The sequence below is a fragment of the Aquimarina sp. Aq78 genome, assembly GCF_900299525.1.
Taxonomy (GTDB): domain Bacteria; phylum Bacteroidota; class Bacteroidia; order Flavobacteriales; family Flavobacteriaceae; genus Aquimarina.
On sequence record NZ_OMKA01000014.1, the window covers coordinates 26,163 to 42,050 of the forward strand.

Sequence of the window (15,888 nt, forward strand, 5' to 3'; positions counted from 1 at the left end):
TAGAAAGAGAGCCATCAATTGCTTCAAAACGAAACAAATGATTCTACATGTGCTTTTTCCTATTCTACTGATTTAAGTTGTGATATAAAACTTTTAAAGTGTCTTATAGAAATTTATCTCGACTTTTATAGATTCATATAAAAATATCTTCCTTTTTTGGTCGAATCAAAAAGTTAAATAAATAAGTTCAAAAAATAAATTACCCGTCAACTCTTGAAGTTGACGGGTAATTTTGTTTAAAATGTTTGTTTATTTAACAAACAGTGTATTTCCAATTAATAACCTGGATTCTGTTGTCCAGCTATAGTTGGATTTGCGTTAATCTCTGCTGTTGGAATAGGGAACTGAAATCTAAAATCTCCTGCAGCTAGAGTTGGAGCTTCAGGAGGTGTTCCTGTACCATCAATAATATCTCCTGCAGTAGCATTTCTTGTTATACTCTCTCCTCTTCTTTTAAGATCAAAAAATCTATGACCTTCACAAGCTAATTCAACTCTTCTGTTAAATTGGATAGCGTCTTCAAGAGCTGTTCCTGTTTCTCCTCCTGTAAAGGAAGTAAAGCGCTCATTTCTTAACTGATCTAAAGTAGTTAATGCCTGAGCTCCCTGACCTAGTTCAAATTGAGCTTCAGCTTTGTTTAAAAGAACTTCTGCATAACGAAGTACTTTTACATCTACTCTACCATTAACCTGACCTGCTTCACCTAAAAACTTTTTGATTGCATTGTAGTCATTCCCTTGATTTGTTCCTACAAATTGTAAAATATCTCTTCTTACATCATTAGCATCTATACTATTGAAGAAATCAAAATCAAGTACATATTCTGAAATAGTTGCAGAACTAGAAGATTGACTATAAAGAACCCCTACATTATTACCATTAGATTCTGAAGTAGTATTAATAGAAAGTTCTATCACTACACCAGCATTGGTAGCATCTGTATACACATCTGGGAGTTCTGCTGCAGTTGCTAATGCAACAGAAACTGCATCAGCTGCATTTATAACTTTTTGATATTCTCCATTGTATAAATATACTCTGGATAATAATGCATTTACTCCATTTTTATTTAATCTTCCTTCTCCATTATCATCTCCAATTAATGTGCTCGCTCGCTCTAAATCTTCAATAATTTCAGCATAATTCGATGCCACAGTTTCTCTTGCAGGTTGTGCAAAAGGATCCCCTGTTTCACCATCTTCTACTTTAAGGTACACAGCACCTAAAGAACCATTAGCGTCACCACTTTGTGTTGGGATTTTACCAAAGATTCTTGCCAAGTCAAAATGTGCCCAGGCTCTTGCAGCTAATGCCTGTCCGAGGATATTATCCTTTTCAGGACCATCATTAAGGTTTTCTATTTGTCCTATTACCAAATTGGCAACATTAACTGCCTCATACGCTTCACTCCAGTATAACGGAATAGGCCCAAGAGTACTTGCTACATATCTAAGATCATGATAATCATCATTAGATCTTCTACCAGTCTGTGCCTGTATTACATTATCAGAAACTATATCTGGAATACCCTGTAAACCAGAGTTAGGGTTAGAATAATAAAGCCATAACTGTCTATAAATACCATCTACACCGTTTTGAAAAGCGGCTGGGCTATTAAAGAAAGTATTTGGATTACCTTCCGTAAAAGGTTGCGCATTATCTAATTCATCGTCGCAGGCAAAAAACCCTAACGATAGAAATAAAATAACTACTATATAAATTTTATTGTTCATCTCTCTTTTTTTTTAATTAAAATCCTACTTCAACTCCAAACGTGTAAGATCTCGTTTGTGGGTAACTAAACAAACTAAACTCTCCAGGAACAAAACCTGCATCTCCTTGTTCTCCTGATTCTGCAGAACCTATACCGATTTCTGGATCACCATTATAATCTGTTATTGTCCAAATATTTTGACCCGTAACAAAAAGTCTAAGTGATTCTAATTTTATAACGTCTAAGAATTTTCTAGGCATATTATAATCAAGAGTTAATGTTCTTAATCTAATAAAATCACCTTTTTCTAAGAATCTTGTTGTTCCTCCTTGATCCGCATTAGCTTGAAATAATGGACTAGGTAAAACATTAGTATCTCCCGGTTGTCTCCAGTAATTAAAAGCTTCTGTTCTTAGGTTTCTGTTAATGTTTCCTATTGCGATACCTTGTTGACGTTGGTTATTCAATATATAGTTTCCTCCTCGGTATACAAAATCACCTCTTAAACCAAATCCTTTATATTTTACAGAAGTATAAAACCCTCCTTCGTATTTAGCTATTGGAGATTTTCCTTCCTGGATTTTTTGGAAACTATCATTGTATGTTTCTGTAACATTTCCGTCAAGATCTACGTATTGCGGTGCTCCATTGGCAGGATTCACTCCAGCATATTCTACTAGATAGAAAGAATTGATATCTTGTCCTTCTCTAAGAATGATATTACCAAATGTTCCTGTAACGATATCCTGACTGTTGATCAGTTTATTAACTTTTGTATCCAACAGTGTAATATTTCCTCCCATAGATAAAAGGAAGTTATCTGTTCTTATTACATCAGCATTTAAAGTAATTTCAAAACCACTATTTTCTACCTCACCAATATTCTGGAAAATTGCATTATCTTCATCTCCAACAGTAAAAGAAATAGGTCTGTTAAGAAGAAGATCTTTTGAAGTCTTCTTAAAGTAATCTACAACACCACTAATTCTATTGTTAAAGAAAGCATATTCTAAACCAATATCAAGAATAGCTTGAGACTCCCACTGAATAGCTGGGTTTGGCGCTCTTAAAGGTACAGCTGTTGTCTGACCGTTATATGTATTATTAAATCCTAGTACCGGTAAAAATTGAAAATTAGGAATATTCTGGTTACCTGCTGTTCCGTATGAAGCACGAAGTCTTAAGTCATTAAAAAATGAATCATCCATAAAACTTTCTTTAGCTATATTCCAAGCTAAACTTCCACTAACAAAGGTACCATATTTATTATCTGGTCCGAATCTAGAAGATCCATCACGTCTAACCGAAGCAGAAACAATATATCTACCATCAAAATCATAATCTGCAAATACTGCCTGAGAGAATAAAATTCTTCTATCTTCTTCTGATCCAGCAGCTGTAGCTTCTGCAGCAACATCTAAATATGGAATATCTGGAGAAGGAAACCCTCTTGCTGTTGCAAATAAATCTGTTCTGATATTTTCGTTATATTCTAATAAGAAACTAGCAGATACATTGTGTAGGTCATTAAAAGTATCATTATAGCTAAATAAGTTCGATACATTATATTCAAAATCAAGGGCAAAATTTTCAGTCTGAGTTCCAGGGAAATTAGCATCTCCGATAAATCCTTGTAATACTCCTCCTGCAATTGATCTATTTGTTCTGTTAAAACGATTACTTACAAGTCCAACAGCGAAACGGTTTGAAAATTTATCTGACAGCGTAAGATCTGCAGCTACATTACCTAAAATTAAAAAGTTACGATTGTTTTCTGGCTCTGTTTGTAAAGCTAAAGCAATCGGAAAAAATGTAGTTGTTGGGTTATATACAGGATTTCCTTGAGAATCTAACAAAATACTTCCATCTGTATCTCTAGAGAAAAGTGGATCATAAGGATTATAATCATACAATCCTCTAAATGGATTCTGAACATTGTTTCTATCTCTAGGAAGATCTGTAGTACTTCTGGCAAAAGAAACATTAGCATCTATACTAAGCCAATCTTTTGCTTGATACGTAGTATTTAAACGAGCTGTAATTCGCTCGAAACCTTTAATTCTATCAATTACACCAGTATCCTTGTTATATCCAAGCGAGAAAAAATAGCTCAAACGATCACCAGCACCAGATATAGATAAAGAATTAGATTGAATTACCGATTTTCTTAAAAGTTCATCTTCCCAATTTGTATCCAAATCAATAAACGCCTGGCGTTGCTCAGGAGTAGTAGCTGTAGCACCAGGTAAACTTTGTGCAGCACCAACACCTAAAGCAGCATATTGACGCTCTATTTCTAGCTTCTGAGCTGCATTCATTAAATCAAAAGAATCCGGAATACGCTCTCCAAAACCATAAGAAGAAATAAATTTAATTTTAGCGTCTCCCTTTTTACCTCTCTTAGTAGTAATCAATACTACACCATTTGCTCCTCTAGAACCATATTTAGAAGCTGAAGCAGCATCTTTAAGTATAGATAGAGACTCTATGTCATTAGGGTTTAAGTTTCCTAATGGGTTAATATTGTTAGTTGTTGAGTTATCTGTAATAGGAACAGGAACTCCGTCTATTACATAAAGAGGAGTTGTACTAGCATTAATTGAACCAACACCACGTATTTGAACAAATGCAGTATTTCCTGGTCGTCCATTTGCAGCAGTTACCTGCACACCAGCGGCTTGACCCTGAAGAATATTATCAATACTGGTAGAAGGTACAAAATCTTGTAAATCTTGCGCACCTACTGTTGATATCGCAGAAGTCACATTTGATCTTCTAGAAACACCATATGCAGTAACGACAACTTCTTCTAATTCGGCAGCAGAAGTAGCTAACTGAATATTTATAGTAGTATTTTGACCAACTACAACGTCTTTGGTCTCAAAACCAACATAACTAAAAGAAATTACAGCACCTCTACTAGCAGAGATTGTGTAATTTCCATCAAAATCAGTTTGAGTTCCGTTATTTGTATTCTTAATAAGGACATTTACTCCCGGAAGAGGTAATCCCTTATCATCTGTAACTGTTCCCGACACGCTTTCTCCTTGCGCGAATGTAATACTACACACAAAGAAAAATAACATTAGAAACTTGTAATAATGTACTTTCATAGATAAAAAAGTTTTCAAAAAATTAATACTTAACATAGTTATTAGATATAACCATAAAAGGAAGGATTAGAATATTTTGATGGCTAACTCAAATTTACTTTCACAAAACTTGAACAAAGTTTAAATGGAAATAATACATTCATCCTCCCTATTTATGATTATAGTCCAAAGAAACATTTTACAGGCATGAAGAAAGGTAACCCCTATAAGCTTTTACCCTTAACCGAAGAAAGTTTACCCGTACGCGAGCCCCTTTACCTTTAGGATTTAACGTATTCTGATGGTGTAATTCGATTGTATTTCTTGAATGATTTATTGAAAGTCACCTTGTTATTAAAACCAACCTCATAAGCCACATCAATGATATTGATATTCTCATATTGATATTGCTTACCTTTTAAAATTTTTTTTGCTTCTTCAATTCTATACCTATTAATCAACTCAAAAAAGTTAAGATTGAAGTGTTCATTTATAATTTGAGAAGTATTATGCCTTGTAGTATTAAGTAATTCTGAAAGCTTTTGTAGACTTATATCATTTTTTCGATATATTTTATCTTGATTCAATAACTCCAATAGTTTTTCTTTTAACTCTAGTGAAAGTTGTTCTGTAAGCCCCGATTTTTTATATTTATTTAACCCTTTCTGCACTTCATCCTTAATCATTTTTAATCCACTAAATACGCTAGGTTCAACAAATGCAGTATAACTAATATATAAAATCAGCAATGCAATTGACAAGATTTGAAAATTAATAGGAAAATCATCTGTTACACGCCTTATCATCAGGATATCATAAAAGACATACGAGATTATATGTAGTGAGCATAATATAATAATATTTCTATGCCAGTGATGTTGTATTCTGGATATAACTCTATTATTCTTAACCGATTTAATATATATTCTTATCGCCAAAATCATATATATCAATAATGACAAAAGCTTAAAATCTGATATTAAGGTTATGTATGGACGTTTATCATTTAACATCATCCACAATTTCTCTTCTACAGATAAATTATATACTGGGAGCAATAAAAGGAGAAGTAGCAGTGTTGGCACCAAATGCAGTAAATCTATAGGCATAAACCTATATCTCATAATTACTCTTTTAAAATAAAAGTAAATAAGTGGCCCGTACAAAAAAGAAAACAATGTTGACAGGTATAATGAATGCGGAAAATAGAATTCATAATTTGTAGGTAATAGACTGATATTAATTATAAAAATTGAATGTTGAAATAAAAAAACACTCATTAAGAAATTAGCAATTTTGTCTGAGCGCCTTCTAAAATTTAGTACTACTGAAATAAACACGCCTACAAACCCAACGTACAAAGAAAGTAACCACCAGAAATCAAATTTCTGATGATATTTATCTACTAATCGGATATAGGAATCAGAATCATTAATTGGATCAAAATTACTATGGCTTACAAAAGAGACATCGAGGCTTATTTGTATATACTTTTCTATATATAGGCAAGCCAATTTTGCTTTTTTAGCTTTAGCATAAGAAAATGCTAATTCCTTAAATAAAGCTATTGAATCAACATTTTTTCCTTTTCGTACTTGTTGGTAGGATTCTGAGTTTAATTTATACGCTTCTAACTCATAATTATTAGTAGAAAATAAATGGCCGTACTCACTAGTGTCCTTATTTTTTATATTTATTTCTTTTTCATAACAATACATTTTTGAAGAAATAAATAAAACAAGGACAATCAGTACTAGAATTGATCTTTGTGTTTTCTGAGTTAGCCGCATAATTATTCTTAGGATAATTATGATCAATATGGTACAATATGTTTTTTAAAACCTAATTACTATATATAGTCGGATTAATCCTTTAAAAATTACATTCTAATACGAAAAAAAAACAACTTTAGGGTAATGATTATCTTCACCAATAACATCTATACTAGTAAAACTTGTTTACTTTTCTTTTTTTAAGTTATCAACTTTATTTTGAAGAACAAAAAGAAGTCATGAAATAGTCATCAAAAAAGTGTAAAAATTAAATTGCCCACCAATAGTATTGGCGGGCAATTTTACTCATAAAAAATTAAGAGTAGTATTTATATTAAAAAGTTAGTTTAATATCCTGGGTTTTGATCTAACAAATCATTTCTGTCTCTTGCTTGCTGAGGTACAGGAAAAACTAACTTATTGTCATTATATGGCAATCCGCCTATATTACGTTGTGTTCGTTTATAATCATGTAAAGCAAACCCTTCGAAACCTAGTTCTAATTCTCTTTCATTCAAAATTAAATCAATCGTTAATGCACCAAGTGCAGGAGCGGATGATCTTGCTCTTAAAGCATTTATTTCTGCCAATGGAGCTTGACCAATAGATGAGCCTTCTCTAAAGTTAGATTCGGCTCTTATTAAGCGCATTTCTGCCAATCTGATTTGCTGGGTATTAGCAAACTGTCTTACAAATTTAGAACTTAAAGTTAATCCTCCATCTGTATAGGTATAATTTCTTCTTTCATCCGCAGCAGAATCAAACTTATCTATGTAGGCCTGAGCAATAGATATATCTCCTCCTCTACCTCCTAAAGCTTCGCTTGCAAAATGTACTACATGCCAATTAGTTCCTTCTTGGGTATTAACGATAAATGAAAAAATAGTTTCTGCTGTGTTATCATCAGAATCAAATACGGCATTAAAATCAGGCATTAAACTATGTCCGCTATTTTGTATCACATCATCCGCAGCATCTCTTGCAGCGACATAGTTACCTTGTTGCAAATACACTCTTGCCAAAACTGCCTGAGCCGCATATTTATCAGCTCTATCTCCATTAGTGTCAGGCAATTTACTGTAAGCACTTGTTAAATCTTGTATAATTTGCGTATACACCTCTTCTACAGAATTTCTAGGAACTAATCGCTCAAGACTTGGAGGGTCCAAAACAATAGGAACACCAGCTTGAGTATTTCCTCCACCCGCATTATATTGCTGACCGTACAAACGTATGATATCAAAATATGCGAGCCCTCTTAAGAATAATGCTTCTCCTTCAACTCGATTTTTTTGATCCTCATCGTCGAACTTATCTAAGTTTACCATTACTGTATTAACAGCTCCGAATAACAAATAAGCATCACGCCACATTCCATTAGCACTAGTATTAACATTATCCAGTTCTTTATTAAACAGCTCTCTTAAGTTAGCAAATGTCCCATTCCATTCTATTTGATCTGTATTACCATACAAGACAGCTATATTTGCCAAATCTCCGTCATAGTTTCCGCCTCCAAAAGTGGGATCTCCACTTCTTGCAGAATCATAAGCACCAGTAAGAATAGCTTCAATATTTGCTGCTGTTGATGTCGCCACTTCAGTAGAAACACTTTGTTGTGGCTCTATATCCAGTTCATTCTCGCACGATACAGTACTGAATATCACTATTAATATTAAATATTTCAAAAATTTCATAATCTATTTTTTTTTTAAAATGTTAAATTAACACCCAGTGTATATACTTTTGACGGTGGTGCAGAATAAAAAGTACTACCCACGTTAGTATTAGTATTAGCATCATCGTTAGTTGATTCTGGATCATACCCTCTATAGTCTGTAAAAGTTAGAAGGTTTAATCCAGCCACATAGAGTCTTATCTTACTCATTCCTAGTTTATCCAATGCACTTTGTGGCAGAGAATATCCAAGTGTTATATTTCTCAATCTTATAAAATCTGCATCTTGCAAATATCTAGTACTATTAGAGTGTCCATTATTTAAAAATAATCTTGCTTGAGGTACATCTGTTATATCTCCTGGGTTTTGCCATCTATTCTCATAAATATATACATCTTGATTATCTAAACCGTTTCCAAAACCTGTTTCTTGATATTGTCCAGCACCATTAAATACCTGGGCGCCCCATTGTCCTTGAAAAGTAAAAGAAAAATCAATCGTTTTGTAATTCAGTGTACTTGTGAAACCTCCAAACAAATCCGGGTTAGGATTTCCGGCAATAATTCGTTCTGCCTGCGAAAAATCGTTAGTCCTGTCTCTATTTATTGTACCATCGGCATTTGTCGTGTTCAAAATATATTCTGCATCACCATTATCTGGATTTACACCTGCATATTCTACCATATAGAAAGAGTTGATAGCTTCTCCTTCTCGAAGAATGTTTTGACCTGTAATCAAATCATCACCATTTGGTAAACTAACAATTTCATTTTTATTTGTAGCAATATTAAAACTCGTCTCCCATGTAAGGTTATCAGTCTGAATATTTATCGTATTTAACACGAATTCAAAACCTTTATTTTCTAGATTTCCAATATTTTTAAGTATCCCCGCATTATTAGGGGCACCAGTTTCATAAGGAAGTCGCTGATTAAATATCAAATCATCTGTCTTTTTAATATAATAATCAACTTCACCAGTTATTCTATTATTTAAAAATCCAAAATCAAGTCCGAAATTTTGTTGTGCAGTTTCTTCCCATTTTAAATCAGGGTTGTCTATTTGCGTAAAAGCAATACCAGAAACACCTCCATAATTAGTACCTCCGTATAGAGCTAAAGATCCAAAATTGGCGATAGGAGTATTACCATTAACCCCCCAACTGGCTCTAAGTTTTAGATTAGATAATATACTGGAATCTTGTAAAAAGTTTTCTTCAGACACAATCCAACCTACCGAAACTGCAGGGAAAAATGCATTTCTTTGATCTTTACCAAATCGAGATGATGAATCACGACGAAGAGTAGCATTTATAAGATATCTCTTTTTATAGTCATATGATGCTCTGGCAAAATAAGCAATCTGCGCCCAATTTGTAAAAGTACCTGTACCAGCAGAAATTGTTGCTGCACTAGAAACAGATCTAAAACTATCGGTAGGAAAACCATCTCCTGTTACCGAATTAGCTCTGTTTTTTAATCGAGTATAACTCATACCTAAAACAAAATTTAGACTAGATGCTCCCCCAGATGAATAATCATATGTGAAATAATTATTAGTAGACAATATTTCTGTACCATTATCTGAAGCAAAACTCTGCCCATTTGTAGATTGAAATGGTGCTAATCTACCTGTATTTCTATCAACTGTTTGATATAAATAGTCATAACCAAACTCTGATCTCAAAGTTAATGATGGTAAGATATTTATATCTCCAAACACCTTCGATAAAATTCTTCTAATAGAAGTTTTACGAAATGAGTGTTTATCCTGCAATAAGAAATTAGCATATAAAGTTCTGGTACCTGTACCATTAGTACCATTTGGCTCACCACTTAATAGATGTGATGGTGATGTAGGTACTTGCGCAATAACTTGCAAAGGTGTAACAAATGCATTATCCCCTGCAATCCTATCAATCACAGTACTGGAGTAACTTGCATTTACACCAACCTTAAGGTTTTTACTAACATTGTGGTCAATATTAGCCCTCATGCTATAACGCTTTAGACTATTACTTCTAATAATACCTTCTGAATCATTAGTTGATCCAGATATAAAACTTACCGTTTTTTCATTTCCACCAGAAATGGATACATTAACATCATTAATGTAGCTATCTTGAAAAGCTTCTTCTTGCCAATCTGTATCAACGTTTCTCCAATCCTGATCACCTTCATATCTTGGCAATCTATTATCTACCCAATCATCGGCTGCAACCTGATCTCCAAATCTGTTGAATGCAGATTCTCGAAGTAATTCTTCATACTGGCTCGCATTTAACCAATCTCTTTTGTTTGTTGGTTTTCCAAACGCCGTAGAAAGATCAACAGAAACCTGTGATTTACCTTGTTTACCTCTTTTGGTTGTAATCAGTATAACTCCATTTGTACCTTTTGCTCCATAAATAGCTGTAGCAGATGCATCTTTTAAAATATCAATTGACGCAATATCATTTGGATTTACTGTTAATAATGGGTTCAAATTTGCACCAATCGAGGATGTATTTCTATTATTCATCTCAATCCCATCAATAACATATAATGGTTCCTGAGAAGCCGATATTGAAGAAAGACCTCTAATAATCACTTTTACACCACCTTCTAACTTACCATTAATTTGTGTGATTTGCACCCCTGGAGCCTTAGCTATTAATGCGTTTTGTACACTAGGTGTGGAAATACCTCCAATTTGACCTGACTCAATTTTTGATACATTACCAGTTAACAATCGTTTTGATTGAGTACCAAACCCAACCACAACTACTTCTTCTAGCACTCCTACTGCTTCCTTAAGCACTACATTAATTTGATTTTGCCCCGATACAGTTATCTGTTGGGTAACAAAGCCTAAATACGAATACACAAGTACTTCGCCTGTCTCGACATTAATTGTGTATTGCCCGTCAAAATCTGTTTGTGTACCTGTGGATTTACCTTGTATTAAAATGTTAACCCCAGGTAATGGCAGCCCTCCTTCTCCCTGAACTGTTCCAGAGATTTGTTGTTGGGCGCACATCATGCCCGATATTAAAAAAGCGAGCATAAATAGTTTGTAATGATGTAACCTCATAAATAGAATTTTTAAAAAGATTAAACTTAAATAGTTAGTTTTATCACAAAAGGAAGAAGAGAATCATGTGTATAATTACGCTTACGTTTTTACGAATTCTAATAAAATTTCATAAAAAAACAACATATACTTAATTTATCTATTCTTTTGTTTATGATATCATAAATATAAGGATTGTTTATTAACAATCCCTAATTTTTTAAAAATACCCTGTATACTGAAAGTGATTTAAATATTAAAATCAACCTCAGAGATCATATTTTTAGTTTAAAAAACATCTTTTTTTACAAGTAAAAAATCAATATGTAATAGAATTTGAGAAATAATAAACCATCTGATCTAAAAAATCGTACAAAATGACAGATTTTAAAAAATAAGCACCACTATTTAGCTTTCTTAGAAAATTTTCATACCAACAATAGGTCTATTATTTTCTTTTTTTGATTCCAAATAATGAGATCATTTTGTGGTATATTCTCCTGCTTTTTTAAACAAAGAGATCGATAATTAAGATAGAGAAAAGCGTACGTCTCAAAAGAAAAGAATTTATCTTTTACCTAAGATACCTGCACTATGCAACAAACCGCTTTAAATATTCTGAGGGAGTAATTTGGTTATACTTTTTAAATGATTTATTAAAAGTAACTTTGTTATTAAAGCCTACTTCATAGGCTACATCGATGATATTAAAACCTTTATATCTTTCTCCTTTTAAAATCTCTTTGGCCTCTTCTATTCGATATTTATTAATTAATTCGAAAAAATTAAGTCCAAAATGTTCATTTATAATCTGAGAAGTATTGTGTCTTGTAGTGTCTAGCAATAGTGAAACTCCATGAAGGGTAATATCATTTTGCTTATAAATTTTATCTTCTTTTAATAAATACAACAACTTCACCTTAAGCTCTAACGACAAACTGGGTGTTAGTCCAGATTTTTCGTATTTATTATTTTTATTTTTTGGTTCTCTTTCTTCTTCTTCTTCTTCCGATTTTACTATTCTTAACTTCCCAAATAGTGAAGGTTGAACAAATGCAGAATAGCTAACATATAACACCATACTTGCCAACGAAATTACCTGCACATTAAACAAAAACCCGTTACCTAAATGTAATACATTTAAAAAACCGTATATAGCATATGACAATATATATATGGCACAAAACATCATAATATTCCGTTGCCAGCTAAGTAACTTTTTAGAAAAATAAAGTCCTTTTTTAACAGTCTGAATGTGAACCCTGACCATTAAAACACCATAAACTAACAATGATATTAACTTAGAAACCGAAATTAAAGTAAGATATGGTCTTTCATAATGTATAACCATTCTAAGTTTTTCTTCTGCAGGCAATAAATAAACAGGTAATAACAAAATTATCAGAAATACGGTAGGTATTAAATGTAATAGATCCAGAGGCTTTAATCTATAGTTTTGTGACGCTCTCTTAAAATAAAAATATATAATAGGGCCGTATAATAATCCAAACGTAGAAAACATAAACAATGAATGCGGCCAATAATATTCATAATTCATAAAATATAATCCCAAATGAGTCATGAAACATGAATTCAGGAGTACAAAAATACTCATCAAGAAACTAGCTGTCTTATCCGTACCTCTTCGAAAATTTAATACAATGGCTATAAAAAAGCCTACAAAGGAAATATAAAAGCAGAAGATAGCTAACCAACCAAATTGTCTCAAATACTTATCTGCGAGTTTTTTATGAGATTCTGATGTACTTATTTGATCAAAATTACTATGACCAACAAAGGTAACATCAAGAGTAGATCCAATATATTTTTCAATAAATTTACAAGCTAATTTTGGCTGATCAATTTTAGCATAAGTGAATGCCAATTCTTTGAATATACCAGTAGAGTCTACTACTTTTTCTTTTACTGTAGCTTGATCAGTCTCTGTAGCTACTACAAAATCTGTTCTATTAGAAAATAGCAGCTTATAGGAATCCGCATCCTCATTTTTCTCACTTGTTTCAATAGAGAAACAATATCCCTTTGAAGGAATGGATAAAATAAAGATGAAAAACAAGCATGTTAATATTGTTTTTCTTTGAGTTAGCCTCACGATTGATTGATGATGAATTTAACGCCTAATTTACGATTTCTTTCTGTTAAAAAATTGTTATAGAAGGGTGTCCCGATAATATTTTACCAAAAAAACCAGTGTTTATAGGCTTTTCGAGGTAATAAAAAATATTATAAAATAAGTGAAAACCATAATAAAAAAACACAAAAACAGTATTCTGACATCTATTTATTATCAAAAAACTTAGTCATTACTATGTTTCAAAATATAAAGTAAGAAAATTTTGACAAGAATATGAGATTATATGGTTTTCAAACCGACTATACGCATTGGTTATTGTTTTTTTGCTTCTTCCCAAAAAACATCCATTTCGGCAAGTGTCATATCTCCAAGATTCTTATTATTTTCTTTTGCTTTTGACTCCAGGTACTGAAACCGTTTTATAAACTTTTTATTAGTACGCTCTAACGAATCTTCTGGGTTTACCTTAAGAAAACGGGCATAATTAATCATAGAGAAAAGAACATCTCCAAATTCTGATTCTATTTTATCCTGATCCTGCACTTCGATTTCGTGTTGTAATTCGTCAAGTTCTTCTTTAAGCTTATCAAATACCTGGTATGGTTCTTCCCAGTCAAACCCCACTCCAGCTACTTTATCCTGAATCCTACTTGCCTTTACCATTGCCGGTAAAGATTGAGGAACTCCTTCGAGAACGCTATTTTTCCCTTCTTTAAGCTTTAAGTTTTCCCAATTACGTTTTACATCTTCTTCATTGGTAACGGTAACATCTCCATATATATGAGGGTGTCTATGAATTAGTTTTTCACAAATCTCATTAGCAACATCTGCAATATCAAAAGCTCTTGTCTCACTACCGATTTTAGCATAAAAGATGATATGTAGTAATAAATCACCAAGCTCTTTTTTCACTTCTTCAAGGTTATTATCCAGAATTGCATCACCTAACTCATATGTCTCTTCTATAGTTAAATGCCTTAAAGATTGAAGCGTTTGTTTTTTGTCCCATGGACATTGCTCTCGAAGCTCATCCATGATCGTTAGCAATCTATCAAAAGCCTGAAGTTGATCTTCTCTTGAGTTCATTTATGTTTTTGTTTCAAAAGTAATGTTTTATCAAAAATTAGGTTTAGTTTTAATATATTATAATTTTACCTCTCCAAAAAACATATCCTAATGACACGAATGTCCCCAAAAAAAATTCTTTTCGCTTGTATACCTGCAGACGGGCATTTTAATCCTATGACAGCTATAGCTATTCATCTAAAAACAAAGGGATATGATGTAAGATGGTATACTGGGGAGGGGTATAAAAACACACTACATAGAATAGGGATACCATATTTACCGTTCCAAAATGCGCAGGAGCTTAAAATTGAGGAGATAGATCAAATGTATCCGGATCGAAAAATGCTAAAAGGAATCGCACATATTAAGTTCGATATTATTAACCTGTTTATTAATAGAATGAAAGGGTACTATGAAGATATCGCAGAGATACATCAAGTTTTTCCGTTTGATATTTTAGTATGTGACAACACCTTTCCTGGGTCTATTATTAAGAAAAAACTTAATGTACCAATTGCTAGTATAGGAGTGGTACCTTTAGCACTTTCTGCACCGGACCTCCCATTATACGGTATTGGCCATCAGCCTGCTACAACTTTTTTCGGCAAAAGAAAACAGAACTTTATAAAACTAATGGCCGATAAGCTTATTTTTGATGAAACAAAAGTAGTCTATAATCAATTATTACGTTCATTGGATTTACCTGAAGAAGAAAATCTAACTATTTTTGACGTAGCTCCATTACAATCGGATGTTTTTCTGCAAAATGGAATTCCTGAGATCGATTATCCAAGATATAGTCTTCCCAGAACCATAAAATATGTTGGGGCATTACAAGTACAGACTAACAATAATAACAATCAAAAGCTAAAAAAGGATTGGGGTGCTATTCTGGATACGTCAAAAAAAATCATATTAGTATCTCAGGGAACCGTAGAAAAAAATCTTGATAAGCTTATTATTCCTTCTTTAGAGGCTTTTAAAAACTCAGATTACATAGTACTGGTAGCTACTGGTTATACCGATACTAAAGGTTTACAAAAACGATATCCTCAGCAGCATTTTTATATCGAAGATTTCATAGCTTATGATGCTGTAATGCCACATATAGATGTTTTTATCATGAATGGAGGATACGGTAGTGCTTTGCTAAGTATTAAACACGGCGTACCAATGATTACTGCTGGGGTTAATGAAGGTAAAAATGAAATCTGTTCCCGAATGGATTATTCTGGGGTCGGTATTGATCTAAAAACAGAAAAACCACGAGTAGTCGCAATACAAAATGCAACTGAAAAAATATTAGGTACAGACAAATATTTAGATACTATACAGAAAATACAACAGCGTATGAATTCCTATAATACATTAGATATCTGTGAACAGCATATCGTCCACCTTATTTCAGAATAAAAAAG

Annotated in this window: 8 protein-coding genes; 1 reads left to right on the forward strand and 7 read right to left on the reverse strand. The window is 32.8% G+C overall.

Annotated elements, in window-relative coordinates; genetic code table 11:
- Nucleotides 1-275: 275 nt before the first annotated feature.
- The 7 genes from DG435_RS09225 to mazG all read right to left on the reverse strand — a co-directional run bounded on the left by DG435_RS09225 (nt 276) and on the right by mazG (nt 14,488).
- On the reverse strand, nt 276-1,733 hold the full coding sequence (locus DG435_RS09225) for a RagB/SusD family nutrient uptake outer membrane protein (protein WP_106794352.1): 1,458 nt from the start codon (nt 1,731-1,733) through the stop codon (nt 276-278).
- Between the two features lie 16 nt (nt 1,734-1,749).
- Nucleotides 1,750-4,827, reverse strand: coding sequence for a TonB-dependent receptor (locus DG435_RS09230; RefSeq protein ID WP_106794383.1), 3,078 nt, complete (start codon nt 4,825-4,827; stop codon nt 1,750-1,752).
- Nucleotides 4,828-5,087: 260 nt separating this feature from the next.
- Nucleotides 5,088-6,524, reverse strand: coding sequence for an AraC family transcriptional regulator (locus tag DG435_RS09235; RefSeq protein WP_159025732.1), 1,437 nt, complete (start codon nt 6,522-6,524; stop codon nt 5,088-5,090).
- A 401-nt stretch (nt 6,525-6,925) separates the two neighbouring features.
- Nucleotides 6,926-8,275, reverse strand: a complete 1,350-nt coding sequence (locus tag DG435_RS09240; protein ID WP_106794354.1) for a RagB/SusD family nutrient uptake outer membrane protein — start codon at nt 8,273-8,275, stop codon at nt 6,926-6,928.
- A gap of 14 nt (nt 8,276-8,289) precedes the next feature.
- The gene (locus DG435_RS09245) at nt 8,290-11,328 is read right to left on the reverse strand and encodes a TonB-dependent receptor (protein ID WP_106794355.1); all 3,039 of its coding nucleotides are present in this window, start codon (nt 11,326-11,328) and stop codon (nt 8,290-8,292) included.
- A gap of 571 nt (nt 11,329-11,899) precedes the next feature.
- Entirely contained in the window at nt 11,900-13,384 is a 1,485-nt protein-coding gene (locus DG435_RS09250) for a helix-turn-helix domain-containing protein (RefSeq protein WP_106794356.1), read from the reverse strand.
- A 330-nt stretch (nt 13,385-13,714) separates the two neighbouring features.
- Nucleotides 13,715-14,488, reverse strand: a complete 774-nt coding sequence (gene mazG / locus DG435_RS09255; RefSeq protein ID WP_106794357.1) for a nucleoside triphosphate pyrophosphohydrolase — start codon at nt 14,486-14,488, stop codon at nt 13,715-13,717.
- 90 nt (nt 14,489-14,578) lie between these two features.
- Between mazG and DG435_RS09260 the strand changes: the two genes are divergently transcribed.
- A complete protein-coding gene (locus DG435_RS09260; RefSeq protein ID WP_106794358.1) occupies nt 14,579-15,883 on the forward strand; it encodes a glycosyltransferase in 1,305 nt (434 codons plus the stop codon).
- The last annotated feature ends 5 nt before the right edge of the window (nt 15,884-15,888 follow it).